This is a genomic window from Pseudodonghicola flavimaris, assembly GCF_030164425.1.
Classification (GTDB): domain Bacteria; phylum Pseudomonadota; class Alphaproteobacteria; order Rhodobacterales; family Rhodobacteraceae; genus Pseudodonghicola; species Pseudodonghicola flavimaris.
The window spans coordinates 36,452-60,355 of record NZ_JASNJD010000027.1; the positions used below are offsets into that span (position 1 = coordinate 36,452).

Sequence of the window (23,904 nt, forward strand, 5' to 3'; positions counted from 1 at the left end):
TCCACTTGGTATTGTGGTGTCTAAGTAAGGATTGCCCAATATGTTGGATACAATGGAGCAAATGGAAGTGTTCCCGACGAACGTCGATCTCAAGCGGATCGACCCGTCTCTCAACATGCGCCGCTTCTATCGAATGAGCGTTCAGGCGGACCTGTTTGGCGGCGCATGCCTTGTGCGGGAATGGGGCCGTATCGGGTTTCGAGGGCAGATGCTAATCGAACAGCACCCGGACGAGGGGCATGCTCTGACCGCCTTGTTGAAGCTCGCAGCGAACAAGACGCGGCGAGGGTATCGAGCGGTCGCAGAGCAGAAAATGGATTGAAAAGCGGCAAATTAGATTTCGCCAGGCGTGTATTTCGCGTTTATTTTCGGTAGTTTCCGGTGGCTTCTTTGACTACGAATAGTGTAACGAATTCTGAGGCCTGTTGATGAACCCGACTGAAATTTACGATGCCCTTGCCGAGATTGCGGCCAAGCCATTTGATCCGAATGAATTCCCCTTTGCTTTTGCTGAGGCGACGGATGCGGCCAAGGCAGCGATCTCGAAGCTGCGCAATGGCTCGACCAACAAGACGGATCTTCCTGGCGGCGTTCTGTTCAACAAGAAGTTCCACTACGCACCTGCACTAAAGGGCCTGACTGAAGTGGTCCCAGGAATCCGGACAGTCGGCTAAGGTGTATCCCAAACCTTTGAAGGGATACGAGAATGGCGAAGCGCCGGAACTTTACAGACCAGTTTAAAGCCAAGGTGGCGTTGGAAGCGCTGCGTGGCGACAAGACCGTGCAGGAGATCGCGGCGAAGCATCAGCTGCACCCTAACCAGGTCAGCACGTGGAAGCGGCAGGCCATCGAGGGCATGGCGGACGTATTCTCGGGCGGCAAGCAAAGCGGCCCGACCGAAGCCGAAGTCAAGGAGCTTCACGCCAAGATCGGGAGGCTGGCGGTGGAGAACGATTTTTTGTCGGAAGGGCTCAAGAGGTGAGCCCGGCAAAGAAACGGTCGATGGTCCAGCGCGACCATCCCGAACTGAGCATCAGCCGGCAATGCAAGCTGGTGAACCTGAGCCGGTCGGCGTTCTACTACACGCCGGTCGGTGTTGATGCCGAGACGCTGGCGATGATGAAAGAGATTGACCGCGTGTTCACGAAGTATCCGTTCTTCGGGTCACGCCAGATCGCGGCCTATCTGCGCCGGGAAGGCACCGTCGTGGGCCGCCATCGCGTGCGCCGACTGATGGCGAAGATGGGGCTGGAGGCAATCTACAAGCGCCCCAGAACCAGCCAGCGGCATCCGCAGCACCCGGTTTATCCGTATCTGCTGAGGAAAATGCAGATCGACCGACCCAACCAGGTCTGGTGTGCGGATATCACCTTCGTGCCTGTCAAGAACGGCTTCCTGTATCTGCTTGCCATCATGGATTGGGCCACGCGCAAGGTGCTCAGCTGGCGGCTGTCGAACACGATGCATGCCGACTTCTGTGTCGAGGCTCTGAACGAGGCCATCGCGAAACACGGCCCACCGGAGATCATGAATACGGATCAAGGGTCGCAGTTCACGGGATCAGCCTGGATCGCGACGTTGACCGAGGCAGGCGTGCGCATCTCGATGGATGGGCGCGGCCGTTACCTCGACAACATCTTCATCGAGCGCCTCTGGCGAAGCCTGAAACAAGAGGCCATCTACCTTGAGGAAATCACCGACGGCTTCCAGGCGCGGCGCGTCGTTAAGGACTGGATGGCCTTCTACAACACCAAGCGGCCCCATTCCGGGCTTGATCGGCGGACGCCAGACGACGCATATTGGGCAGGCTTGGAAAAGCAAAAAGCAGCATGAAACCTAAACCCGATACACCTTAGAAACGCTGCAAACCTGTCCGAAATGATAGGACCACTTCAGTAACCGAACAGGCTCGCCCGATCCGGATCCATCGCGATGAAATCGAGGTAGTCCCGTATGTAACGCTTCACCCGCTCTTCATGAGGCTCGTCCGGGGCGGGTTCGCGGACCAGAAACGCCGTCATCTCGGCGGCCAGATCGGCATAGACGGCCTTGATCAACTCTTCTTTCGACTTGAAATACAGGTACAGAGATCCGATCGCCACGTGCGCCCGTTCGGCGATCTCCGACATCGGACCCTGCAGGCCGGACAGGACGAACTGCTCTCCCGCTGCCTTGATAATGCGCGCCCGTTTGTCGTCGCCGCGCGGTTTTTCTGCCCTGACCAAATTCATGAATGAACCTTCATTCAGTTGTCACATAGTCACGCTAGTCGATGGAAAACCCGAACTCAAGCGGTGAGTCCCGGACCTTTCCGGCCTCACCGGACAACAGCCAGACCCAGCCATCCCGCCGCGGCCACCGGCCGCGATCAGGAAAGGCATGCCCAAGGAGACCCGCGATGCCAAAGACCTTCGTTCACCTCACCGACCTGCACATGTCGAACCCAGATGTTGACGAACCGCACCTCTATTCCGACACGGCCGCGATCCTGCGGGACGCGCTTGCCCGGATCGACGCCCTGCCCGACCGGCCCGAGTTCATCATCGTCAGCGGCGACCTGACCAACAACGAAGACCCGGTCGCCTATCAGCGCCTGCGGGCGATCTGGGACGACGTCGATATTCCGACCCTCTTTGCCCTTGGCAACCACGACAGCCGCCCCGATTTCCGGCGCGAGATGCTGGGCGAAAGCGCCGATCTGGACGCGCCTTACGATCATGAGGCGGTCATCGCGGGGGTCCATGTCATCGTTCTCGACAGCTCGACCCCGGATCAGATCCACGGCACGCTTGAGGACGCGCAGCTTGAATGGCTGGCCGCCGCGCTCGACCGTCACGCGGACCTGCCAAAGGTGGTCGTCCTGCATCACCCGCCGATGATGGGTGCAGACGAACCGGCCTTTGAATGCCTCGCTGCCGAAGATACCGAAAAGCTCCGCAAGGTCCTGAGCGGACGGCCCCTGTTGGGCCTCTTCTGCGGCCATATCCATCAGGACCGCGTGTCGATCTGGAACGGCGTCCCGGTCTTTGTCGGCAACGGCCACCACTCCCGGATGCAGCCCTTCAGCGACATGGCGATCGAAGCCACCGACGGCACCGGATTCTCGGTCTGCACCCTGCGCGACAGCGGGCTGACCGTGAACTTCCTGCCCCAGCCCTCCGAAGGCCGCACCGTAATGGCGATGAGCCATGAAGACGCCGCCCGCCTGATGTCCGAACCCGCCGCCGAGGTCGTGGGCTGATCCTCAGGCCCGCGACCACACCCAAACAAACCGACAGGAGACACCATGACCTTCCCCCTATCCCGCCGCGCGCTGCTTGCGCTTGGTATTGCCACCATGGCCACCGGCCCCGTCTGGGCGCAAATGGCCGACGAGATCATCGAACCGGTCGAGATCAGTTTCTACAACTACAACCTCGCCACCGCCGGGCAGGGTCACGACGCGACCGTTCAGCTGATCGAAGAATTCATGGCCGCGAACCCGATGATCAAGGTCGAGGGCGTCGGCGTGAACGTCAATGACATGGGCACCCGCGTCCAGACCGATATCGCCGCCCGCCGTCCACCGGATGTCGCGCAGGTGATCTTCTCGGACCTCGCCTACGCCGGGCAGCAGCTGGGCGCCGTGCCGATTGATCAGGCCGTGCCACAGGCCGACTGGGATGCGCATGTGGAGGGCATGGTCCCCTCGGGCCTCGACCTCGGCAAGGTCGGCGACAAGACCTATGCACTGGCTTATACCTTCTCCACCCCGATGGTATTCTACAACGCCGACCTCTTTCGTGAGGCCGGGCTGGACCCCGACCAGCCACCCAAGACATGGGAAGAGGTCAAGGACTACGCCCTGACCATTCAGGACAAGACCGAGGCCAACGGATTTGCCGGCGGCATCATCGGCGTGCAGGTCGGCCCGTACGACTGGCTGCTGCAATCCGTCATCCTGTCCAACGGCGGCAGCGTGATAAACGATGCGGGCACGGCCGTCACCTTTGACCGGCCCGAGACCATCGAGGCAGTCGCCATGCTGCGCGGTCTCAAGGATGCGGGCGTCTACGGCAATATCTCTCGCGGGGAGGCGCTGGAAAGCATGGCGGCGGGCAAGCTTGCGATGTACATCGACTCATCTGGCCTGCAGAACCACCTGCTGAGCCAGGCCGAAGGCAACTATGAACTGCGCGCCGCGCAGATGCCGGGCTTTGGCGAGCGTCCCGCGTCGCCGACCAATTCCGGCAGCGGGCTGGTCATGTTCTCTCAGGACCCGGTCAAGCAGCGCGCGGCGTGGGAGCTGATGAAGTTCCTCACCTCCGAACGGGGCTACACGATCATCACCTCCAAGATTGGCTACCTGCCGCTGCGGACCGCCATCGTCGACGATCCGGAGTATCTGAAGGACTGGGTCGATGCGAACCCGCTGGTCCGCCCGAACCTCGCCCAGCTTGAGCGGATGGAGCCGTGGCGGTCGTACCCCGGCACCAGCTATCGCCAAGTCGCCGCAACGCTGATGGAGGCCGCCGAGCAAGCCGTCTTTGGCGACGGCGACGTGGCCGAGATCATGCAAGGCGCGCAAGCCCGAGCCCAGGCCATGATGCCCGGAAGCTGACCTGAACTTCGGGTCGGCCCCCGGGTCGGCCCGATCCGCCCCCGTTCCTTCGAGGAGCCGAAATGACCGTCGCCGATATCCACACCCCTGCCCGCGCACAGCCGCGCCGATCCCTGAAGATCGGGCGCCTTTCGTTGCCCTGGTTCTTCCTCTTCCCGGCGATTGCCACCTTCGTCATCTGGATCTACGCGCCGCTTGTGCAGGCGGCATGGCTCAGCTTCTACGACTGGAACATGCTCCCTTTCGCACCCAAGACTTTCGTGGGCTGGAAGAACTACGAAAACATCCTCGCCCTGCCCAAGCTCTGGCAGGCGCTTGGCAATACCGCGATCTACATGCTGGGGATGCTGCCCTTTTCGGTGCTCGTGCCGCTGGCCATCGCCATCTGGACCGAAGATCTGCCGCCCCGCGCCCGCAACATCTATCGCGCGCTGATCTTCCTGCCGATGATCATCGCCCCCGTGGTCGCCGCATCTGTCTTCCGCTGGCTGCTCGACCCCGGGCACGGGCTGGTGAATGTCGGGATCACGGCGCTTGGCTTCGAACCCGTCCAGTTCCTGAACGACCCCGATATCGCCATCTGGACGATCATCTTCATCACCGGGTGGAAGCTCGTCGGCTTCGCGACCCTTATCCTGTCGGCCGCCAATGCCAATATCGACCCCTCGCTGGTCGAGGCCGCGCGGATGGACGGCGCGACCCGCTGGCAGATCATCCGCGACATCCGCCTGCCGCTGCTCAGTTCGACCATCCTCTTCCTCGTGATGATGACAATCCTTCTGGGCGCACAGTGGAGCTTTTCCTATATCCACGTCCTGACCGAAGGCGGCCCGCTCGGCGCGACAACGAACATCTACTACCTGCTGTGGGAGTTCGGGTTTTCCTCCCTCTCCGTCGGGTGGAGTTCCGCCGCCGCGATGATCCTCTTCCTCGGCTTCGGCGCCCTCGCCTTCCTCCTGCTGCGTCTGATGGAGCGCTATTCTTTCCATGACAGCTGAAACCGCGACCTTCGCCGTCCCGCGCCGCCGGGCTGTCCGCCGCGCGGGCGCGACCCGGATGCTGCCGGGCCATGCGGCCATGATCCTTCTGTCGCTCATCTGCGTCTTCCCGGTCTACTGGATGATCGTCAGCTCCCTGAGGCCCGCCAACCGCATCTTCGAAGGCACGCTCTGGCCGACGGCCCCGTCGCTGGAAAACTACGCCCAGGCCCTTCAGTCGATCCCCATGGGCGCGATGCTGTGGAACACGGTTGTCGTCTCCGCCTCCGTCACGGTGATCCAGCTTCTGACCGGGGTGCTCGCGGCCTATGCCTTCGCACGCTTCCGGTTCCGGCTGGACTGGGTGGTCTTCGGGCTGGTCGCGCTGACATGGCTGGTCCCGTTGCAGGTCGTGATGATCCCGAACTACCTGCTGGTCGCCCGGCTTGGCCTTCTGGACACGGTCACGGCGCTGGTCCTGCCACATTTCGCCCATGCGCTGGCGATCATGCTGCTGACCCAGTCGATCCGCGCCTTCCCGAAAGAGGTGCTCGAGGCCGCGCGCATGGACGGGGCTGGACATTGGCGGGTTCTGTGGGGGATCATCGTGCCGAACCTCCGCGGGATGATCGCCTCGCTTGCGATCCTGATCTTCATCTCGACCTGGAACGAATATTTCTGGCCGCTGCTGCTGACCCGCACGGCCGAAAATTCGGTCGTCCAGATCGGCATCCAGATGTTCATCACGCAGGAAGGGACGCAATGGGGTCCGCTGATGGCCGCCTCGACCATGGCCAGCCTGCCGATCCTGATCTTTTACGTGGTCCTGCAAAGGCAGGTCATTCAATCCTTTATGAAATCGGGGTTGCGCTGATGAAATTCGACCGAATTCTTTCCGTGCCGGGGGCCTATAACATCCGTGACCTCGGCGGATATCCGGGCACGCAGGGCAGCACCCGCTGGCGCAGCATCCTGCGCGCCGACAGCCTGCACCGGCTGGACGGCCCCGCGATGGACCAGCTGCACGCCATGGGGCTCACTACGGTAATCGACCTGCGGCACGCGGCGGAACACGCACGCTTCCCCAACCCCTTTGCTGACCATCCGGCGGTGATCTACCTTCAGATTCCGCTGTTCGAGAGCCTGCGGATCCCCCACGACATTCCCGAAGATCAGGTGCTGCGCACGCTCTACACCCAGGCGCTCGACAAGCGGCACGACGCCATCGCCCGGACCCTGACCGCGATTGCCGAGGCCCCCGATGGCGCGGTCATGTTCCACTGCACCGCCGGCAAGGACCGCACCGGGCTGATCGCCGCGCTGCTGCTCGCGCTTGGCGGGGTGGATGCCGAGACCATCGCCACCGACTATGCCATGACGCGCGAGTTGCTGGAGCCGATCATCGACGGCCTTCAGGCACATGTTCTGGAACAAGGCACCGACCCGGCCATTGCCGCCGCCGTGCTGGGCAGCGACCCGCAGTCGATGCTGCATCTGCTGGCCCATCTGGACGCGACCTACGGCGGCATCCACCCCTATCTCGACCGGATCGGCCTGACGCCTGCGACGGTCGACGCCCTTTGCGCCCGTATCATCGACATGGAGGCAACCGCATGACCGGTGTCAGCATCCGCGACATCCGCAAATCCTATGACGGCAAACAGGTGGTTCATGGCCTGAACGCCGAGATCCCGGATGGCTGTTTCGCCGCTATCGTCGGCCCGTCGGGCTGCGGCAAGTCCACCCTGCTGCGCATGATCGCGGGGCTGGAGCAGATCACCGGCGGAGAGCTGCGGATCGGCGATCACTTGATGAACGATATCGAACCCTCGGACCGGGGTTGCGCCATGGTCTTTCAGAACTACGCGCTCTATCCTCATATGACCGTGGCCGAGAACCTCGCCTATCCGCTCAAGATCGCCCGCCTGCCCAAGCCCGAGCGTCAGACCCGGATCGAGGAAGCCGCCCGCATCCTCGGCCTCTCCGAGCTTCTGGACCGCCGTCCCGCGCAGCTCTCCGGCGGGCAGCGGCAACGTGTCGCCATGGGCCGGGCCATCGTGCGCAAGCCGGATGTGTTTCTGTTTGACGAACCGCTCTCGAACCTCGATGCCAAGCTGCGGGTACAGATGCGGCTTGAGATCAAGCGCCTGCACCGTCAGCTTGGTGCAACCTCGGTCTTCGTCACCCATGATCAGGTCGAGGCGATGACCATGGCCGATCTGCTGATCGTCATGAACGGCGGCCGGATCGAACAGATCGGCTCCCCGGCCGAGGTCTACGCCCACCCCGCTACGACCTTCGCCGCCAGCTTCATTGGCTCGCCCGCGATGTCGCTGTTTCCCGTCCGGATCGCCGATGGTGTTGGTCATCTGACCGGCGCGGAGGATCATAGGATCGACCTGCCGGGCGTCCGGGCCTCCGGCGACACGATCCTTGGGCTGCGGTCCGAAGATGTCTCCCTCTCGCCCGCCACCGGCAAGGTCCAAGTCCGGATCGAGCTGATCGAGGATTTCGGCGCCGCGCGGCTGGCCCATTGCCGGATGCCGTCGGGCGACTCCGTGGCCGCCACCTTGCCCAAGTCGACCACCCTGCGCGAAGACATGCTGGCGTGGCTCGACTGGCCAGCAGAGGCGCTTCACCTGTTCGACCCACTCAACGGCAGGCGGACCGACCGCACCGGTATGGCCACGTCGAACGTCGGCCCCGAATTCGTCAGCTGATTCGGGGCGCGATTGCCGTCACGCCGGACCTGGACCGCCGATCTTGACCTGTCGGTTAAGGTCGGCGGCGCGCTCAACTTCCAGCACCAGCGCGTCGCTCAGCGGCAGGGCATAGCCGTCGTCCATCAGCGCCTTGATCCGTGCGATGTGGGCCGGGTCCCATTGCGCGATCCCCTCGGCCACCTCGCGCGCGGCACTGGCCAGCGCGTCATCCGGCACGACCCGCGTGACAAAACCAAGCGAAGCAGCCTCTGTCGCAGGCACGCGGCGGGCGGTGAGGGAGATTTCCTTCGCCGTCGACGGCCCGACGACCCGCGGTAGGCGCTGCGACAGGCCCCAGCCCGGCAGCAGCCCGATCTTGGCATGGGTGTCCTGGAAATACGCGCTCTTGTCACTTAGCACTTAAATGTGAGAATGCGGTCGATTTGAAGATTTTTGGCACTTTAAGCTGAGAATCATCTGGCCCGGGTTTCATATCAGTTGGAACTGCTGGGGTGGTCCCCACTCGATCGCCGGGCTTACCAAATGGTCTGTCGCCATGACAAAGCGCTTTCTGTTCTCGCCCATCATGTGCCCGTGCAGCATCTTCAGCATCGGTGGCCCTGCGCGGTCAATGATCGCCACGCCTGCCAGGAGCGCGGGTCGGATGCAGAGTGGCAGGATGGGGTGTTTTGGCGAATGTGGAAACGAAGTCTCCCTGGCCAGTATGGCATCGAAATCGGGGACGATGGCGCCGAGGAGCCGGTAGCGCCAGAGATCGCCGTCACGCGGGGGCGGCCAGGGGATGCGGCGCATGAGCAGAAGCCGCGCGATCTCCAGAGGTGGCAGCCATGTTTCCACGCGGCGCTCTGCGTGGTTGTTCAACAAGGTCTCACCGCGACGTGCTGCCGCGCGATATGGCTCAAGCGTCCGTTCGCCGTCACTGGTGGTCTTGTCCTGGTAGGGTTCCCCACAGTGCGAGCAAGTGATCCGCCACCCCTGCAATTCGCTTCTAAGAATTGGCGGAGGGCTGACATCGGTTTGAGTGCACCGCCCGCAACGCTGCATTGGACTCTTGGCGATGAACCGGTGAGCCGCTTTGGGGGCACCCGCGAAGCTCAGGCTGCGTACAAGTTGCGGGCTGACACCGAACATCCCCGCAATCCGGTTCGCTTGGGCGTTGGTCAGGGAAAAATCGATTGCCTCAAGGGATGTCGCATCCGGCAATCCATGGCGCAACATGGTCAACGGCGTGACGCCATAGAAGTCCGCGTGGCGACTGATCCAGGATGACAGGACTTCGCCGCGCAGAGGTGGCAAGGTGACGGGCAGGGGTCCCGTCATGCGAAGACCGCTTCGGCATCAAATGCAGGCACCCAAGCCTCGACGGCGCCGTCGGTGATGTGTTCGGTCCCGCTCTCGATAGCCTCGATCGCAAGACTGCCCAGCATCTGGAAGATGTTCGCCGTGATACCGTCCGTAATCTGCAGAATGCGCCGCAGGGATTTCGGCGTCAGCACAGAGGGTCGCCGCAATGGCGTATTGCGCAGGATCGACGCGATCAGCGTCTCGAAGTCTTCGTTGGCGGCCCAACGGTTCAGGGTGAGTTGCTCGAAGCGTCGCGCAAGTTGAACGTCACCGCCGATGGCTTCCCGGGCGTCGTTCACGCCGAAGCAGACCAGTGAGATTTGGAGCCGATTGCTGAGAAAGCGCAGCATGTTGAGCACGATACGTTGCTCTCGATAGGTCCCGGCGAGGATGTTGTGGACCTCGTCGATGACCAGAACCTGGGTGCCGATTGCCTTCATAATCCGCAGCGTCGCCTGTTCCATCTGAGCAATATCGGCCCGCGGTGCCTGGGGTGCGCCGAGGAGGGAAAGCAGTTCACCATAGAAGCGCCGCTCGCCGGGGCGGCTAACCATTTCCATGGCCAGGACCGGTGTCTTCAGAATCCCGGTACGGCGATCAAGATGTGGCGGATGCTGATCGCGGAAGCGTTGCATGATCATGGTCTTGCCCATCCCGCTGTCGCCATAGATCGCGACAGACGGCATGCGGGAACCTCTCGGATGATCAAGGAGCGCCTCGAGGCGATCGAGGGCTTGCTTTGCGCGAGGGTAGAGAACCCAACGGCGGGACCTGATGGCGCGAATGCGTCCCGCCTGGGGTTCAGACAGCAGGGCTGCCGCGTCGGCGGTAAGATGAGGGTGATCGTTCGTCATTATGGCTCCAGCTCATTCGGTGTCCTCAACAAAAGGCACCGGTTTGCTGGAGTCGACACCACGGAGCGTGCCCGTATCCCGGAGGTCGTCGGCACGCCTCGGCTGAGCTTTGCCGCGCCGCACGGCAGCGGTTCTGTTTACGGCCTCATCAACCAACTTCCGCTGTTCGAGTGCGGTCCTCACAACCGCGCGGCTATCGACTTCACGCCGCCCTTTCTCACGCAGGGTGCGACGCGCCGTCAAAGCCTCGTGCAGGGAAATGGGTGCCAGGGTCAGGTCCGCGTAGCGGGCTTCGACGAAGTTGCCTGAGGGCCGCCGCACGAACACACGCGACATATCACGCGGATCATACTTCACGAGAAGCCGCCGCTCAGTCCGGCCGACATCGGCGCTGAGTGCGGCTGACCAGTAGCGCAGATCGAACAGGTGAATGCCGGTTGGACGCAAGGTCCGTTCCTGCTCCGGCAGGAAAGAGACCCAGAACTGCAATCGATCCTCAGGCAGCCGCAGAGGGATCTCGCCTTCATGGTCCCACCAGACGGCGAGGGGAGGGCGGCTCAGCGAGCTGTGGATGGATTGATGATAGGACCCGACAATGTCGAGGGCGATATAGCGCTCCAACTCGCGCAGGGTCAGCGCCGCATGTTTTCTTGAATCATACTCCGCGAGGTCCTGAGCGTTGCTGAAGGTCGTACCGGGCAACAGGTGCAGCCGTCCCATCTGGGTGCCGATCAAACGCTCGATATGTCCGCCGAAGCGCGGCGTACCCGGCGGTCGCCAGTCGATCGCAATGCCTGCATTCTCGCAGCCACGTTTGAACGCGCGACTCCGGAAATCCGCGCCATTGTCCACATGCACCCGGTCGGGAAGGCCGGCCACGGGCCAGGGCTCTTCGATCTCGCGCGCTTTGAGCCAGGCCGTCTTGTCATAGACCGAATGCAGCAGGCATAGGCTCGTCGAAAGCCGGGATGGCGCATCCATGGTCAAGTAGAAGCCCGTCACCATACGGCTAAAGACATCCATGGCCAGGGTCAGCCACGGTCGTCCGATTGGTTCGCGGGTTTCCTCATCGACGACAAAGATGTCGGCCTTCGTGTGATCGATCTGAACAATCTCGAGGGGTCGGGAGGTGCTCAGTGTTCCCGGGACCGCCGTCGTTGCTTTTACGGTCCGCGTTTCGCCCCGACGCTGCGCCCGGTGGCGCAGGTCCAGGTCGCCCAGCCGCCGCTCGATCGTTCGGCGATGCGGCGACTTCAATCCTGCCGAAGCGCAATCCGTTTCAATGTCCCGCACCAGCTGCGAGACCGGTGGCCGGGTCGGTTTCAGATAGTACGTGCGGATTGCCTTCTCGATGATCTCCTCGCGCCGAGCATCCAAAGCGCGATGGCCCGTCGGGCGTCCGCGCTTGGTCTCAACGAGCGACATGACAGTTCCGTCCGCCCGAAACCGCCTCAGCAAACGGTAGGTCGTCGCTTGGCTGACCTGCAGTTCGGAGGCAAGATCGGCAATAGCGGCCACTGTTGACTCACCGGAACTGGATTCCAGGAATCTGCGGATCGCAGCCGCACGGCGACAGGCTTCTGCCCACACGGCGTCGTCTATCTCGTATAGAAGTGGTTCGGTCACAATGAGAACCCGACAAAATCGGAGCCACAATTATCGAATTAAGGGCTAAAGTCCAGTCTCCATTATTAATTTAAGTGCCAATTCTCACATTTAGGGGCAAAGCTAAGTCATTGAAATAAGGAAGATCAGATTATCATCTTTAAGTGCTAAGTGACACCCGTCGTGCGTACACGCTTCGCACCGTTGCGCCGAAGCTGCGGGCGAAAGGGTCAGATGCAGCGGTTGACCTGTTCCTGACCGAGGATGCCGTGGCCCCGGCGTCGGTGCTGTCTCCAAGAATTCGCGGGACCTCGATTCCGATGACCGATCGCGCCGCGCGGCGGTTTTGCGACCGGCTGGTCGAGCTGGGCGTGGCCCGGGAATTGACCGGACGGCCGAGTTTCCGACTCTACGGGATCGCATCATGACGACAGCGACCAGGAAACGGAAACCGGCGGATGAGGGCGGCGCTGCCTTTGACCGGGAGCTGGACGACTTGCCGCCGGAGTTGCGCTGGCGCGAATGGATGGGGCGGATCGAGGCGGTTCTGTTCGCAAGTGCGTCGCCGGTCGGGCGCGAGGATCTGGCGCGCGTGGTGGGGCAGGGGGCCTCGGTCGAGTTGTTGATCGAGGATATTCAGGCCGAGTTGGGAGGCCGCCCCTATGAACTCACGCAGGTAGCCGGTGGCTGGATGTTCCGGACGCGACCGCAGTTCGCCGAGGCGATCAAGGCGGCGGCCGATCTCGGCGAGCAGTCGCTGGCCTTCACCGAGATGGAAATGGGGGTGCTCTGCGCCATCGCCTATCACCAGCCGATCGACCGGGCGGGCCTGGCGGATATCTTCGGCAAGGAGGTGAGCCGCGATCTGCTGGCCCGGCTGCGCTACAAGGATCTGATTACGAGCGGACCCAGGTCGCCGCGTCCCGGAGCGCCGCATACCTTCGTGACGACCGAAACGTTTCTGGTGACGTTCGACCTGCAGAGTTTACGGGACCTGCCGGAGCTCGAACTAGGAGGTGAAAGTAGTTGAAAACCCCCCGTCGACTCTACAAGTATCGGGCGTTTTCGGACAGAACGCTCAGCGGCTTGGTCGAAGACCAACTCTATTTCGCTGACCCCAGTACCTTCAACGATCCTTTGGACACGAAGCCAAGCATCGAGATCGATTTGGCTGAAGATCAGTTGGAAACCATGCTGATCAAACTGATCGAGCATCGCGTGCACGGCGAGTTGAGTGCGGCAGCTTCGACGATACGATACAGGGGGCCGAAGACACGTGATCACATCTTAAAGCTTAGCCGGCGTCAGGCGGAGCAGATCATTTCTAATATCCGGTACAACGCGACAGATCCCGATCTGCGATTGGAGAACCCGGTTGCCTTCCTTCTCGGTCAAGCCATCCAGCAAGAACTGCTCCGTCGATACGATGGTGGCATCGTGTCCCTTGCCGAACGCAATAATTGTCCATTGATGTGGAGCCACTACGGCGATCAGCACCGAGGCCTCGCCATAGGGTACTCGCTGCCCGAACAAGCCGCCAACAAGGTCTTCAAGATCAAGTACGGTGGCAGCAGTATGGTCGCGGCCAGTATGGTTCTCGCGATGTTAGATGGTGATCGCGGCGCCCGCCAGGTCGTCGACGACGCTGTGCTTCTGAAGAAAGCTCAGGACTGGCGCTACGAGAAAGAATGGCGGCTTATCGGTCGACGTGGTGCACAGGACTCTCCGATCGAATTGGAGGAGGTTGTCTTCGGGATGAGGTGCCCGCTGGCAGTCAAATATGCTGTCGTTAGGGCGTTGGAAGATCGGCCCACGACGGTGAAATTTTACGAGATCCGCCGAAAACCTGACACCTTCCTACTGAACCGATATGCGCTCGATGTCGATGAGATGTTGGCTACCCTGCCCAGGCGATCCCTATCCTTATACGAGGCATTTGAAAGCCTCGATCGAGACAGCTCGAGCTAGGCGGAGGTTTATGCGAGGACGTGATAAGACGTCAACGCCAGCCTGCCGCTTTAGCACGCTTAAACGCGCCAGATATGTTCAACCGCATACGCATTAACTCCTTACTCACACCATACTGCGCTGCCGCCATTTCAATCGAAAGGCGTTGTCTCGCAATCGCGTGGGCGGAGGGACCTGGAACCAACAGGGTTGGTCCCAGCCAATGCGCCTCCTCTTCATCTCGGGCATTGAACATGCGTACACCAGTTTCATCACTCAAAGGCAGCGGGACGTGATGAAGGAGTCCGTGTGCCAGTTCGTGAGCAAGATCCGCCGTTTGACGTGGCTTCTCGTGGCCATCGTTCAAGATCACAAGCCGTGCAGTACCCTTGTGAATGGTGACTGCAGAAAATCCCTTTGCGCCTGTGCATTGCCGAAGGCGTGCGACGTCGAGTGGGTGCTCTTTCTGGAATGACGAAAGATCAACAACGATGTGCTCAAGGTGTTTTGCGAGGCTCCATGGGCACAGTTTTCCGGTTTCAGGGATGCCGAGTTCGCGTCGAACATCCTGAGCGTACCATTCCGCATCGGTCTTGAAGCCCCGCCTTAGTGCCATCAGTGCGTCCTCAGGCCCTCATATGCGGATTGAATGATGCGCTCGAGAGCGTCTGCCTGTTCTTTTCCTAAGTTTGGGTCTGCGCGGAACAACATCAGTGCTTTGGTCAACGACGAGGGCTCGCCATTCTGACTGCTGTCGTGCGCGCGCATGAAATCGTCGGCGCTCAGTTTCGCCCATGAGCACAGAGATGCTAGGCTGTCTACATCCGGTCTCTTCCCTTGCGAGATCCGCGTGAGCGATGAAGCGCTCACCCCCGACTGTTCTGCAACCTTTCTCCAGGTGAGCTTCCGTTCCTCCCGTACCGCGTCCAACGCGGCGTAGAAGCCGTTCCCGTCGAATTGCACACTAGGCATGGTGTTCGACTCTTGCAATTTTCATTTTGGCCCCGTATGTGTTGTTTCAGGATTTCATTATAGCAACGCTGTTGCGAATCCGTAAAGCACAGACACTGCGGCAAATGGGGCGGTTCAATATGAGGAAGAGCATCGAGGACGACCTGAAGGCCATCGGCTTGGGCCTCGACGCTGGCATCCTGCCGACCGTGTTCAATCGGGGGGTCATTCGGCCCGACAGCTCCTCGGTTGTCTTGAAACCTTCGGGCCAGGAGATAGCTGATGCACGGCACCAATCGACACGATCCGCAACCCGACCGTGGGAACGGACCGCCGGAGGGCAAGGGACGACCGGACAATCCCGGGCGCCCGATTCCGGAGCACCGTTCGTCCAGCCAGGACTACGGTCTCGCTATGCGGAAGGCATAGGGGAATGCCGGGACGCGTACCCGGGTCTGCTCGCGTTTCCTCAAGAAAGGCAGATGTGGCTCTTCGCTGAGAGCGATCTGATCGAAGGCCTAGGTAGAAGAGCCGCATTTGCCATTCAACTTCCCTATACCACCAGAAGGCCGGTTCAAGCCTGGGGCTTTTGGACCACTGCTGTCAGTAAAACATGGATCGGGCCGAGGCATACGAATTTTCCCGATGGCTCGATTTGCGCATTCGAGCCGCGAGACAAGACATGGCTTCCCGGCGGTTCGGTGACCGGACTGCTCGACCTATATAGCCTCTGGGCCGTGCGGCATCTCTACCTCGAGAAATACGGAAAATGGCCCGGCCGGCAATCTGTGCCGATTGCAGCTGAGAGACTGCTCGAACTCGGCGACGATGAGTTTTGCGGATGTGAACATCCATTCGGGAAATACGCCCAGTGCTGTCGGTCATCTGACCAGAAGAACACCTCCGGTTCTGAGCTACTGGATTTTGCAATGAAGACCCGCAGGCCTCCAGCGGAGGTTCTTCGGTTTGTTTGGAACCCAACCAGCCCTCCGCCTCGGAGGGACCCAATAACACGCCAGACTTGAGAAGGAGAATTCAGATGGCAGGCAAAGGCAACGGCGGGAGCTATCGCGGCGCGAAATCGGGGCGGTACGTGACAAAGGCTTATGGGAAGTCACATCCGCGCACGACGGTAAAAGAAGCGCCTGGCAAGAGTGGTTCTACCGGTGGCAGCTATCGGAGCGCAATTTCCGGGCGCTTCGTGACGGCAAAGCATGGCAAGGCGAACCCGGGTACGACCGTTCGAGAAAAGTGAGTTTGCCTCTCGCCCAGAGAACGTGTTAGTCAGGCTTTGTTTTAGCGTACGGAAATTCGCCGTACACTTGACATGTACGACGATATGCCGTACATAGCTGCGTGTGAGTGGCATCTTGCCGCTTGACGTCGTTTCGGATCAAGGAGGCAACCATGTTGGCGTTTGAGGATAGCACTGTCGCTGTCGACGAGCCCAAGAGCGCTCGGCTGGAAGCGCGTACACAGCCTTCGGTGAAGGATGCGATCAGTCGCGCAGCAACCTTGAGCGGTGTTGAGGTAAGCTCCTTTGTTGTGAGCGCTGCATACAAGGCCGCGCAGACGACGATTGAAGCTCATAAGTTGACGGCGTTGGAGAGCGAGGCGGATCGTGCTGCGTTCTTTGGCGCGCTCGAAAATCCTCCGAAGCCGAATAATCGGCTGAAGCAGGCTTTTGCATTGCGCGAGACGCTGATCGCGAATGCCGACTGACGCCGCCGTAGACGCCAAGTTCACAATCGAGCCGTTCGATGCCAAGAGCCAGGATCGAACGGCTTTTTCCTGTGGTGTCCCCCAGATCGACAATTACCTGAAGTTGACGGCCAAGAAGGGGTCCAAGGCTGATGTCGTCCGGATCTGGGTCGTGCTAGACGATGACCGTAGAACCCTTGGGTTCTACGGGATCAACATGCATGCGGTTGTTGCGGAAGACATGCCTGATGAGCTGGCCAGGAAGGCGCCAAGGCATGGCATGCTGCCAGCTGCATTCATTTCCATGATCGGCGTCGATCAAACGATGCAGGTAAAGGGCTTGGGCAGCGCATTGCTTGCCGATGCGCTCAACCGGATTGGGCGCGTCTCAGACGAAATTGGAACCTGTGCCGTCCTTCTCGATGTGTTCGACTGCGGAAACCCCGAAATCGTGGCGCGCCGAAAAGCATACTACGAGGCGTTCGGTTTTACCCCGTTGCCAGATCAGCCGTTGCGCCTGTTCATGCCGATCCAGACAGTGCGGGCGCTGTCCGGTTGATCGCTCATTGGGCGCCGAAAGTCATGTGCATGACGCGAATGCAAAAAATCTGAACTCAAAGGAAAGTGACTAAGACATTCTGACCCTATGGTTTGCGACAGTGAACAGTCTAGCATGTTCTGAATTTGTTCCGCATAATAAACTAACAAAACCAAAACAACACGATTCGAGCAGATGGACAGCAAGGTTCTATCATCAATTAGACATGCAGAGGTTGGACGCCTGCAAACACTGCTCGCCGAGCACCGCCAGCCGGTTCTGTTGCTAGGAGCAGGGGCTTCCGTTACATCCGGTGTGCCAGCGGCCGGTGAAACAGTGAACCGCGCAGCGAAGTGGGCATACTGTAAGTCGCATGGTCGGTCTCCGATGGACCCAGGCGTCGTTGATTCTGATTGGATACCTTGGCTTGAACAGCAGTCTTGGTTCAAACGGGGGGTTGGTCTCCCCGACCAATACCCTGTTGCGATCGACAACCTTTTGGGAATTGGACAGGATCGAAGAGAGTTCTTCGAGCAACTTATCAGCCGTGGTGTGAAGCCCGGACAGGGGTATCGGGCGCTAGCACGGATTTTAGACAACGGTTGGGTTGCAACGGTTCTAACGACAAACTTTGATCATTGCATTGATCGAGCGGCCGTTCTTGAAGCAGTGCCGCCCTTCTTGGTCAAGATCCGCACTGCGTCGGATTGGGTCCAGTTCAAAACGTCGCCAGCAAACCCGCAGTTAATCCACATCCATGGATCGGTTGAGCACTACTCCGACAAGAATTTGGCCGAAGATGTATTGAAGTTGGACCAAGAGACCGTCGAGCATATCAAGCCTCTTTTGCGTGATCACCCATTGATTGTAGTTGGGTATCGCGGAATGGAGCCATCGGTCATGAAAGACCTTCTTGAAAACCAAATTGACTATGCAAATGGGTTCAAAAACGGGGTCTTCTGGTGCGATATGAAGCGCAGCATAGGCGAATCCCTCTCGCCTCTGGTACAATCTTTTGCGGACAAGATTGGTTCAAACTTCAATCGGGTTCCAATTGATGGCTTCGATCAACTATTGAAGACGGACCTGCTGGAGCAACTCGTTGCTCGGCAGACTCCCTTGAAACAACTTGGGCCGGTCAGCGCCCCGAGTTCTCTTCCTTTGGACATGCGCCCTTTTCAATCCGGGCGGTTCGAAGATCTGGATGAACAGGTTCTTTTCCAGCGGTTGAAGCAGTACGCCGACAAGCACTACGAACCTTATCCTGAGCGCTTTAACTCTGATTGGGTCAAAGAACGCGCGGTTGTTAAGAAGCTCCTGCATCAAACTGAAGGTGATCCGGAAAGTTCGGCGCCTACGCTCGCTGCTTGGGTCATGTTCGCTCGAACTCCTAACAAGCGCCTCGCCCAGGCAATGGTCAAATTAACCATTGTAGGTCCGGAATCATGGCTGCGCGGAGCCTTCGGCGATGACGCTGATCTCATCGACACCGGCGAGGCTGACGTTTTTTGGTTGAGCGAGAAATTGGTGGTACTCTTTGGAACCAGCTAAACACACTTGAGGAGACGATCGCTCTCCTCAATTCGCCGTTTCTCTTGAAAGATGGAAAATCCCGCCAAGTAACTCCCTATCATCCGTTGGCTATCCATGAAATGATTGTGAATGCACTAGTGCATCGGGATTATGCGGTTGAAGCGCCAATAGAAATCAGGATTTCACCGACTGAGATTGAAACGGTAAGTCCAGGGGGTCTCATAGATGAAGTCGCGCTACGGACCGGCGCAGAGTCGATTGAGAGCCTTGTACGCGGAGGTTCGCGGGGTGTTTTGAAGGGCTATCGAAACCCAGTCATTTCGAGTTTCTTTTACGGTAGCAACGAAATGGAAAGGCGCGGCTCAGGCCTAGCCGACATGCTTCAATACACAATCGACAATAATGGTGATGTGCATTTCTATCCGATGGAGCAGAATTCTGCGTTTAAGGTACTGATTTTTGCCCGACCAGAAGCAGTAGATGAAATTACTCGCACGGCGGTAGCAGATCAGTCTGAAACAGTACGGTTCACGACAAATCTTTTGGAATTTGTTGGTTTGCCGGAAAAGATTTGGCACGCCGGTACATCCGCGCGATCAGCATCAGGGCTTCGGAAAAGCGCCGGAGATCTTCCAGTTCCTCCAGGATATGTCCAAGATGGGCGCTTCTTTAGTTTTTACGATCTGGAGCGGATCACAAGTGACTATGTAACGCCATTTGACGATGGAGACATCGAAGAACTGACAATCCCAGAGCTCTTTGAGCAGGGAAATGGTTTGAACATCATGCGTAGGCTACTGCATGAGCTGTTGAACGAACACCTAAGGGCAATCGGCCTGGTTGTTGACGAGGATCGTCGCCGGGCGCACTTCCCCAAAACCGACGAGCCTGAAAGAAAAATCACTTATCAGGGACGCGTGAAGCGCGCTACGAGAACCATTGTGAAGGCTCGTACAAGGCGAGATTCTGACGATCTTCTCTACTACGAACATAAGGCCTTCACATACTCCTTGATGGCCTTTGGGATTGACTGGGGTCTCTTTATCAACCCGGGTTACGTCTTCACTCGCGACGGCAATCGCCGGTACTTAGGAAGAGATAGAATAAATATTCTTTCGACAAAAAGGGCTGCCCGAGACTTTAATCCAAGTGTGATGCACGATGTGACTTTCTGGATGGCATGTTTGTCCGAGGAGGCTGAAGGTGTGTTTGCCTTGAAACCTGATACGAGGAACACGCTTTCGGATTATGCGCCAACAGTACTACTCAACAGTGCGTTCCCCGGAATTGCTTATAAGTCGACAGCATTTGGTGATGGTCGAACCCTTGAGGACGAACTGGAACGGAGGGTTTTGGAGGCTGATCAAGAGTTGGAAGATCTTGCAGCGATTGACGACGTTGATGCAGCACAAGATGTTCCCGATGATGATAGTGGGGACGATGGCCAATGACGCTAGAGCTGTCAGTCAAAGAGTTGGCGCCCCCAAACCTTCAATTTGGTGGTGCTCTTTCGGTTTCGGATCCCAAGGTAGGACTGGCACAGGCGGGGCCATTCGACCTCCATTTTGGGTCGGCTTCAAGGAAGCAGAAGATTGGCGTCGGAATAATTGGCCCGCAATGGATGATCGATCTCACTAGGGCTTGGTTAGAGCGCTGCATGAACCCGATCCCAGTTTTGGAAGGCGAAACACAACTGAGACGGATGTTTCCTGGTTTCGAAGAGACGTTCCACAGCGCACTGGTGACTAAAGACAGTTGGACTGTTCGGCTAGACGAGGGCGGGGTAGGCGACAAACTCGGCACTGCGCTCGCAATCAGTGATCCATTCCGCCGCTTCGAGCAGGTGCTGGACGCTTACGCTGATGCATTGGATAGCCTTGCCGCTCGCGACTCCAATCGACCTGACTTGGTCATAATGGCGATGCCAGACGAGGTTCTAAAGAAGTCCCACTCTGTAGAGCGAAGCGCGACAACCGAGGAAAAGAAAGCTGCAGCTATAATTCGAAAGTCTCGGGCCAATGGTCAACTTGATTTGTTTGATCTATTTGAAGAAGTCGAGCAGACGGAAGAGGACTTTCTGAAGAGAGACTTGCGCCATGCACTTAAAGCGCGTGCGCTCAGAGCCAAGCTTCCGATACAAATGGTCACCCGGAACCTTCTTGAGGACACGCCTCGTGGTCAAGATGCTGCAACCAGAGCATGGAACTTTTCAGTTGGTGTCTACTACAAAGCGGGTGGAGTTCCATGGCGATTGCCCCAAACGGGGCCTGAGACGTGCTTTGTTGGAATATCTTTCCATCACCTGAGAACAACCAAGCGCCACATTGTTCAATCCAGTTTGGCGCAGGCTTTTTCGAGCGAGGGAGAAGGATTTGCAATCCGGGGTGATGGCGTACCAGCCACACCCGATCAGAGCCGCAATGTTCACCTTTCCGAAGAGCAAGCATACGATCTCTCAAAAGATATCGTGGCGGAATATGCAACGCGTGCGGGTGGTCCACCGGTACGAGTGGTAATGCACAAGACCACATATTTCGATGCCGCCGAACTTGCGGGTATTAAGGCGGCACTAACTGACATCCCCATTGTTGATCTCGTGACGCTGGTTCCGAGCAGTTTGCGTCTGTTGAGGCTGGGGGTCTATCCTCCGAATGTCGGAACACTTTGCACTATCAATTCTGGTACCTCCTTCTTATTCACGTCAGGCTTCATGCCCGAGTTGGGTACGTATCCTGGCCCTCATGTTCCGCAGCCGTTTGAAATCCGAATGCAGTCAGGTGGTAGTAAGACTGAGGCTGCTCAAGACGTATTGAATCTCACTCGCATGAATTGGAATACGGCTGATATTCGTGGGAAGTGGCCCGTGACTTTGTCGTTCGCGCGTCGAGTCGGCGGCATCCTTGACGAGTTCGGAGACGCTGAGCCGGGCGAGACCTCATTTCGCTACTTCGTCTGAGAGCCCGACGGATACTTGCTTTCCTTAGTCTCAATGCTCGTGGACTACTCCGAGCACGGTAACGAAAATGGCTCCTCCTATTGACCTGAACGTCTTTGCAGGCCGCCTGTTGGCCAGCCTTTTTGAGGGTTCGAAAAGTGCTGCAGCGTTGCGGGGCCGATTCTGGTGCGGACAGCGGGACTCAAACCCGCACGCTCGATTGTGCAGGAGATTTTAAGTCTCCGGTGTCTACCATTCCACCATGTCCGCGTGGTGCCTCGGGCAGGATTCGAACCTGCGACCTAACCGTTATGAGCGGTCAGCTCTAACCGCTGAGCTACCGAGGCACGTGGGGATCACTGAATGAGCGAATTCGGTGTCTTGCTCAAGGGTCTTAGCGTCAGCTTGGCGAGATTTCTGGGCTTCCGCTGGACGGATGCCGAAAGGCACTTCGTGTCAGTGATATGAAAAAAGTAAAAGCAAGCTTTGGGTTTTGCCGGATCCAGAGTCACGGGGTGGGGGTCTGGCAGGGTTCTGGACGGACCCTGCCGTCCCCACCAAGGGTGTTTCCCCAACGGTACCTCCGGGTCTGCACACTTACCAGACATCGGAGATCATCATGGCCAAATCCAGCAAGCCAAAGTTCGACGCCGCGGCATCGATCACCAACGAACTCATTAAGATCATCGACCGGGGCGTGCTGCCCTGGCGCAAGCCCTGGACCGTCGGCGGCAGTTCCGTGCCGCTCCGTCAGAACGGCGAACCCTATCAGGGCGTCAACAACTTCCTGCTGACCATGCGCACCATGATGGCCGGATACGCCTCGCCTTACTGGATGACGTTGAGGCAGGCGAACGAGCTCGATGCGAAAGTCATCAAGGGCTCGAAATCGTCGGTGGTCGTCTACTACGGAACGGCCGAGCGCGAACAGGTCGAAAGCGCCCACGGCGGGGAGGCGGAAACCGAAGACCCCAAAACCATCCCCTTCATGAAATCCTACCGCGTCTTCAACGCCGATCAGATCGAGGGGTTGGACCCTCGCTTCCATCCCGCTGCGGCCGAACCGGAAGTTCATCCCGAACGCGCACCGATCCCGCATATGCAGAGCTTCTTCGAGGCAATCGGTGCCAATGTCAGCTTCTCTGGTCGGGAAGCATGTTATGTCCCGAACCTCGACAAGATTTACATGCCCCCGATCGAGCTCTTCGAGAACCCGCGGAATTTCTACGCCGTCTGGGGTCATGAGCTGGGTCACTGGACGAAACCCCGGCATCGGTTGAACCGAAGCTATGGCGACGCTCGGTTCGGGAACACGGCATATGCCCGCGAAGAGATTGTGGCCGAGCTCTGTACGGTGTTTTTGGGTCAGAAGCTGGGGTTTTCGGCGCATACGCTGGAGCTGAATGCGGCCTATCTCAGCAACTGGGTCCGGGTGCTCCGCTCAGACAAGCGGGCGATCTTCAAACATGCGGCGGACGCGCAGCGCGCCTGCGACTATCTCGTCGCCGTGTCGGAGGCGGGGCAGGGGGAACAGGCCGCATGACGTCCGAGGCTGTCCGGGCTGGTAGGGCGTGTGAAAGGAAAAGCTGGCTTTGGGTCTGGTGGTTTCAACACATCCCGAAAGGACAGCCCCATGAGCCATGCCGAACCCGCAGAGTATCCCCGACCGAACGCCACCGTCATCGCCGCCCATAACGATGCCTTCCGCAGGTTTGCCTGTCTGGGCATCGCCCCGGATCAGGCGATCCAGGGCCGCCTCGTCGTGACCCAGTCCCTGATCGAGGCCGGCGATGGTTTCGTGACGGAAGCCGTGAAGGCCACCGGTGCGTTCGATACATTCGAGCCCGACAATGACCCTGACGGCTGGCACGATTTCGGGGCGGTGACGATCCGCGGCGAGACTGTGTTCTGGAAAATTGACCTCTACGAGGCCGGTTCCGACTTCCGCTACGGCGCCGAGGCTCCCGACAATCCAGAAACCACCATGCGCGTTCTTACCATCATGATGGCGCGCGACTGGTAGGGCAGGCCGCACCCCAACCTTACATCACCGACAGGCCCGCTGACCCTCCGAAAGGGTAGTGCCCCGTGGGGTGGTGTAAGAGGCCGCGCGCGAAGCCCTTGGCGTAGCGCAGCGCGCGGCCGGGCTGGCGGCCATCGCGCTTCTTCGTAGTCTGAGGTTGTTCGAAGACCGAC

The 23,904-nt window shown here is 59.2% G+C and carries 26 protein-coding genes, 2 tRNA genes and 1 pseudogene; 20 read left to right on the forward strand and 9 right to left on the reverse strand.

What is annotated here, in order from left to right:
* The first annotated feature begins 40 nt into the window (after positions 1 to 40).
* The 3 genes from QO033_RS23065 to QO033_RS23075 all read left to right on the forward strand — a co-directional run bounded on the left by QO033_RS23065 (position 41) and on the right by QO033_RS23075 (position 1,833).
* Positions 41 to 322 (forward strand): WGR domain-containing protein, encoded by a 282-nt coding sequence (locus QO033_RS23065; RefSeq protein WP_284483201.1) that lies wholly within the window; start codon positions 41 to 43, stop codon positions 320 to 322.
* A gap of 106 nt (positions 323 to 428) precedes the next feature.
* Positions 429 to 674: a hypothetical protein gene (locus tag QO033_RS23070; protein ID WP_284483202.1), complete on the forward strand. Its 246-nt coding sequence runs from the start codon at positions 429 to 431 to the stop codon at positions 672 to 674.
* Between the two features lie 32 nt (positions 675 to 706).
* Positions 707 to 1,833 (forward strand): IS3 family transposase gene (locus QO033_RS23075; RefSeq protein WP_371931096.1). Its coding sequence is split into 2 segments (ribosomal slippage): positions 707 to 977 and positions 977 to 1,833, totalling 1,128 coding nucleotides; the frame shifts between segments, so codons are not numbered across the junction.
* 59 nt (positions 1,834 to 1,892) lie between these two features.
* On the opposite strand, the gene QO033_RS23080 is transcribed toward QO033_RS23075, so the two are convergent.
* Positions 1,893 to 2,231, reverse strand: coding sequence for a TetR/AcrR family transcriptional regulator (locus QO033_RS23080; RefSeq protein ID WP_067264464.1), 339 nt, complete (start codon positions 2,229 to 2,231; stop codon positions 1,893 to 1,895).
* Positions 2,232 to 2,398: 167 nt separating this feature from the next.
* On the opposite strand from QO033_RS23080, the gene QO033_RS23085 reads away from it, so the two are divergent.
* From QO033_RS23085 to ugpC, 6 genes are all read left to right on the forward strand, one after another.
* Complete coding sequence (locus QO033_RS23085) at positions 2,399 to 3,241, forward strand: metallophosphoesterase (RefSeq protein ID WP_067264461.1); 843 nt, start codon at positions 2,399 to 2,401, stop codon at positions 3,239 to 3,241.
* A 45-nt stretch (positions 3,242 to 3,286) separates the two neighbouring features.
* The gene (locus tag QO033_RS23090; RefSeq protein ID WP_284483203.1) at positions 3,287 to 4,600 is read left to right on the forward strand and encodes an ABC transporter substrate-binding protein; all 1,314 of its coding nucleotides are present in this window, start codon (positions 3,287 to 3,289) and stop codon (positions 4,598 to 4,600) included.
* A gap of 62 nt (positions 4,601 to 4,662) precedes the next feature.
* Positions 4,663 to 5,598: a carbohydrate ABC transporter permease gene (locus tag QO033_RS23095; RefSeq protein WP_082852031.1), complete on the forward strand. Its 936-nt coding sequence runs from the start codon at positions 4,663 to 4,665 to the stop codon at positions 5,596 to 5,598.
* Positions 5,588 to 6,451 carry a carbohydrate ABC transporter permease gene (locus tag QO033_RS23100; RefSeq protein ID WP_067263926.1) on the forward strand — a complete coding sequence of 288 codons (864 nt, stop codon included), beginning with the start codon at positions 5,588 to 5,590 and terminating at the stop codon, positions 6,449 to 6,451. Before QO033_RS23095 ends, QO033_RS23100 begins: the two co-directional genes overlap by 11 nt.
* Entirely contained in the window at positions 6,451 to 7,194 is a 744-nt protein-coding gene (locus QO033_RS23105) for a tyrosine-protein phosphatase (protein WP_067267189.1), read from the forward strand. Before QO033_RS23100 ends, QO033_RS23105 begins: the two co-directional genes overlap by 1 nt.
* A complete protein-coding gene (gene ugpC, locus QO033_RS23110; RefSeq protein ID WP_067264170.1) occupies positions 7,191 to 8,297 on the forward strand; it encodes a sn-glycerol-3-phosphate ABC transporter ATP-binding protein UgpC in 1,107 nt (368 codons plus the stop codon). Before QO033_RS23105 ends, ugpC begins: the two co-directional genes overlap by 4 nt.
* Before the next feature lie 18 nt (positions 8,298 to 8,315).
* Here the strand turns inward: ugpC and QO033_RS23115 are convergent, their stop codons facing one another.
* The 4 genes from QO033_RS23115 to QO033_RS23130 form a co-directional block, all read right to left on the reverse strand.
* Positions 8,316 to 8,699, reverse strand: coding sequence for an enoyl-CoA hydratase-related protein (locus QO033_RS23115; RefSeq protein ID WP_067264167.1), 384 nt, complete (start codon positions 8,697 to 8,699; stop codon positions 8,316 to 8,318).
* 69 nt (positions 8,700 to 8,768) lie between these two features.
* Entirely contained in the window at positions 8,769 to 9,620 is an 852-nt protein-coding gene (locus tag QO033_RS23120; RefSeq protein WP_082852112.1) for a TniQ family protein, read from the reverse strand.
* Positions 9,617 to 10,498 carry a TniB family NTP-binding protein gene (locus QO033_RS23125; protein WP_067267035.1) on the reverse strand — a complete coding sequence of 294 codons (882 nt, stop codon included), beginning with the start codon at positions 10,496 to 10,498 and terminating at the stop codon, positions 9,617 to 9,619. Before QO033_RS23125 ends, QO033_RS23120 begins: the two co-directional genes overlap by 4 nt.
* Before the next feature lie 12 nt (positions 10,499 to 10,510).
* Positions 10,511 to 12,124 (reverse strand): Mu transposase C-terminal domain-containing protein, encoded by a 1,614-nt coding sequence (locus tag QO033_RS23130; protein ID WP_107817728.1) that lies wholly within the window; start codon positions 12,122 to 12,124, stop codon positions 10,511 to 10,513.
* Positions 12,125 to 12,282: 158 nt separating this feature from the next.
* Between QO033_RS23130 and QO033_RS23135 the strand changes: the two are divergent.
* The 3 genes and pseudogenes from QO033_RS23135 to QO033_RS23145 form a co-directional block, all read left to right on the forward strand.
* Positions 12,283 to 12,531 (forward strand): annotated as a pseudogene (locus QO033_RS23135) (DUF1403 family protein); the annotation flags it as partial.
* The gene (gene scpB / locus QO033_RS23140) at positions 12,528 to 13,133 is read left to right on the forward strand and encodes an SMC-Scp complex subunit ScpB (RefSeq protein ID WP_204114542.1); all 606 of its coding nucleotides are present in this window, start codon (positions 12,528 to 12,530) and stop codon (positions 13,131 to 13,133) included. The pseudogene QO033_RS23135 and the gene scpB, both read left to right, overlap by 4 nt.
* On the forward strand, positions 13,130 to 14,071 hold the full coding sequence (locus tag QO033_RS23145) for a DUF2971 domain-containing protein (protein WP_204114543.1): 942 nt from the start codon (positions 13,130 to 13,132) through the stop codon (positions 14,069 to 14,071). Before scpB ends, QO033_RS23145 begins: the two co-directional genes overlap by 4 nt.
* Before the next feature lie 31 nt (positions 14,072 to 14,102).
* Here the strand turns inward: QO033_RS23145 and QO033_RS23150 are convergent, their stop codons facing one another.
* Positions 14,103 to 14,666 (reverse strand): ImmA/IrrE family metallo-endopeptidase, encoded by a 564-nt coding sequence (locus QO033_RS23150; protein WP_204114544.1) that lies wholly within the window; start codon positions 14,664 to 14,666, stop codon positions 14,103 to 14,105.
* Positions 14,666 to 15,022 (reverse strand): helix-turn-helix domain-containing protein, encoded by a 357-nt coding sequence (locus QO033_RS25340; protein ID WP_133357971.1) that lies wholly within the window; start codon positions 15,020 to 15,022, stop codon positions 14,666 to 14,668. Before QO033_RS25340 ends, QO033_RS23150 begins: the two co-directional genes overlap by 1 nt.
* 1,018 nt (positions 15,023 to 16,040) lie before the next feature.
* Between QO033_RS25340 and QO033_RS23155 the strand changes: the two genes are divergently transcribed.
* From QO033_RS23155 to QO033_RS23180, 6 genes are all read left to right on the forward strand, one after another.
* Positions 16,041 to 16,256: a hypothetical protein gene (locus QO033_RS23155; protein ID WP_142494279.1), complete on the forward strand. Its 216-nt coding sequence runs from the start codon at positions 16,041 to 16,043 to the stop codon at positions 16,254 to 16,256.
* A gap of 152 nt (positions 16,257 to 16,408) precedes the next feature.
* Positions 16,409 to 16,723 (forward strand): type II toxin-antitoxin system TacA family antitoxin, encoded by a 315-nt coding sequence (locus QO033_RS23160; protein WP_142494278.1) that lies wholly within the window; start codon positions 16,409 to 16,411, stop codon positions 16,721 to 16,723.
* On the forward strand, positions 16,713 to 17,261 hold the full coding sequence (locus QO033_RS23165) for a GNAT family protein (RefSeq protein ID WP_142494277.1): 549 nt from the start codon (positions 16,713 to 16,715) through the stop codon (positions 17,259 to 17,261). The genes QO033_RS23160 and QO033_RS23165 overlap by 11 nt, the downstream gene beginning before the upstream one ends.
* 174 nt (positions 17,262 to 17,435) lie before the next feature.
* Complete coding sequence (locus tag QO033_RS23170) at positions 17,436 to 18,791, forward strand: SIR2 family protein (RefSeq protein WP_284483204.1); 1,356 nt, start codon at positions 17,436 to 17,438, stop codon at positions 18,789 to 18,791.
* Entirely contained in the window at positions 18,749 to 20,224 is a 1,476-nt protein-coding gene (locus tag QO033_RS23175; protein WP_284483205.1) for an ATP-binding protein, read from the forward strand. The genes QO033_RS23170 and QO033_RS23175 overlap by 43 nt, the downstream gene beginning before the upstream one ends.
* Positions 20,221 to 21,729: an argonaute/piwi family protein gene (locus QO033_RS23180; protein ID WP_218394088.1), complete on the forward strand. Its 1,509-nt coding sequence runs from the start codon at positions 20,221 to 20,223 to the stop codon at positions 21,727 to 21,729. Before QO033_RS23175 ends, QO033_RS23180 begins: the two co-directional genes overlap by 4 nt.
* Before the next feature lie 163 nt (positions 21,730 to 21,892).
* Here the strand turns inward: QO033_RS23180 and QO033_RS23185 are convergent.
* Both QO033_RS23185 and QO033_RS23190 read right to left on the reverse strand, forming a co-directional pair.
* Positions 21,893 to 21,978 (reverse strand) — tRNA-Leu (locus QO033_RS23185).
* Between the two features lies 1 nt (position 21,979).
* Positions 21,980 to 22,055 (reverse strand) — tRNA-Ile (locus QO033_RS23190).
* 272 nt (positions 22,056 to 22,327) lie between these two features.
* On the opposite strand from QO033_RS23190, the gene QO033_RS23195 reads away from it, so the two are divergent.
* Positions 22,328 to 23,251 carry an ArdC family protein gene (locus QO033_RS23195; protein ID WP_204114547.1) on the forward strand — a complete coding sequence of 308 codons (924 nt, stop codon included), beginning with the start codon at positions 22,328 to 22,330 and terminating at the stop codon, positions 23,249 to 23,251.
* A gap of 90 nt (positions 23,252 to 23,341) precedes the next feature.
* A complete protein-coding gene (locus QO033_RS23200) occupies positions 23,342 to 23,731 on the forward strand; it encodes a DUF3768 domain-containing protein (protein ID WP_043754039.1) in 390 nt (129 codons plus the stop codon).
* The last annotated feature ends 173 nt before the right edge of the window (positions 23,732 to 23,904 follow it).

Bases quoted from the DNA above. Each gene is read 5' to 3' on its own strand.
- scpB (WP_204114542.1), top strand. From the start codon at position 12,528: ATGACGACAGCGACCAGGAAACGGAAACCGGCGGATGAGGGCGGCGCT.
- QO033_RS23120 (WP_082852112.1), bottom strand. From the start codon at position 9,620: ATGACGGGACCCCTGCCCGTCACCTTGCCACCTCTGCGCGGCGAAGTC.
- QO033_RS23200 (WP_043754039.1), top strand. From the start codon at position 23,342: ATGAGCCATGCCGAACCCGCAGAGTATCCCCGACCGAACGCCACCGTC.
- ugpC (WP_067264170.1), top strand. From the start codon at position 7,191: ATGACCGGTGTCAGCATCCGCGACATCCGCAAATCCTATGACGGCAAA.
- QO033_RS23100 (WP_067263926.1), top strand. From the start codon at position 5,588: ATGACAGCTGAAACCGCGACCTTCGCCGTCCCGCGCCGCCGGGCTGTC.
- QO033_RS23180 (WP_218394088.1), top strand. From the start codon at position 20,221: ATGACGCTAGAGCTGTCAGTCAAAGAGTTGGCGCCCCCAAACCTTCAA.
- QO033_RS23090 (WP_284483203.1), top strand. From the start codon at position 3,287: ATGACCTTCCCCCTATCCCGCCGCGCGCTGCTTGCGCTTGGTATTGCC.
- QO033_RS23070 (WP_284483202.1), top strand. From the start codon at position 429: ATGAACCCGACTGAAATTTACGATGCCCTTGCCGAGATTGCGGCCAAG.
- QO033_RS23195 (WP_204114547.1), top strand. From the start codon at position 22,328: ATGGCCAAATCCAGCAAGCCAAAGTTCGACGCCGCGGCATCGATCACC.
- QO033_RS23150 (WP_204114544.1), bottom strand. From the start codon at position 14,666: ATGGCACTAAGGCGGGGCTTCAAGACCGATGCGGAATGGTACGCTCAG.
- QO033_RS23085 (WP_067264461.1), top strand. From the start codon at position 2,399: ATGCCAAAGACCTTCGTTCACCTCACCGACCTGCACATGTCGAACCCA.
- QO033_RS23125 (WP_067267035.1), bottom strand. From the start codon at position 10,498: ATGACGAACGATCACCCTCATCTTACCGCCGACGCGGCAGCCCTGCTG.
- QO033_RS23105 (WP_067267189.1), top strand. From the start codon at position 6,451: ATGAAATTCGACCGAATTCTTTCCGTGCCGGGGGCCTATAACATCCGT.
- QO033_RS23160 (WP_142494278.1), top strand. From the start codon at position 16,409: ATGTTGGCGTTTGAGGATAGCACTGTCGCTGTCGACGAGCCCAAGAGC.
- QO033_RS23080 (WP_067264464.1), bottom strand. From the start codon at position 2,231: ATGAATTTGGTCAGGGCAGAAAAACCGCGCGGCGACGACAAACGGGCG.
- QO033_RS23165 (WP_142494277.1), top strand. From the start codon at position 16,713: ATGCCGACTGACGCCGCCGTAGACGCCAAGTTCACAATCGAGCCGTTC.
- QO033_RS23170 (WP_284483204.1), top strand. From the start codon at position 17,436: ATGGACAGCAAGGTTCTATCATCAATTAGACATGCAGAGGTTGGACGC.
- QO033_RS23095 (WP_082852031.1), top strand. From the start codon at position 4,663: ATGACCGTCGCCGATATCCACACCCCTGCCCGCGCACAGCCGCGCCGA.
- QO033_RS23065 (WP_284483201.1), top strand. From the start codon at position 41: ATGTTGGATACAATGGAGCAAATGGAAGTGTTCCCGACGAACGTCGAT.
- QO033_RS23155 (WP_142494279.1), top strand. From the start codon at position 16,041: ATGGCAGGCAAAGGCAACGGCGGGAGCTATCGCGGCGCGAAATCGGGG.
- QO033_RS25340 (WP_133357971.1), bottom strand. From the start codon at position 15,022: ATGCCTAGTGTGCAATTCGACGGGAACGGCTTCTACGCCGCGTTGGAC.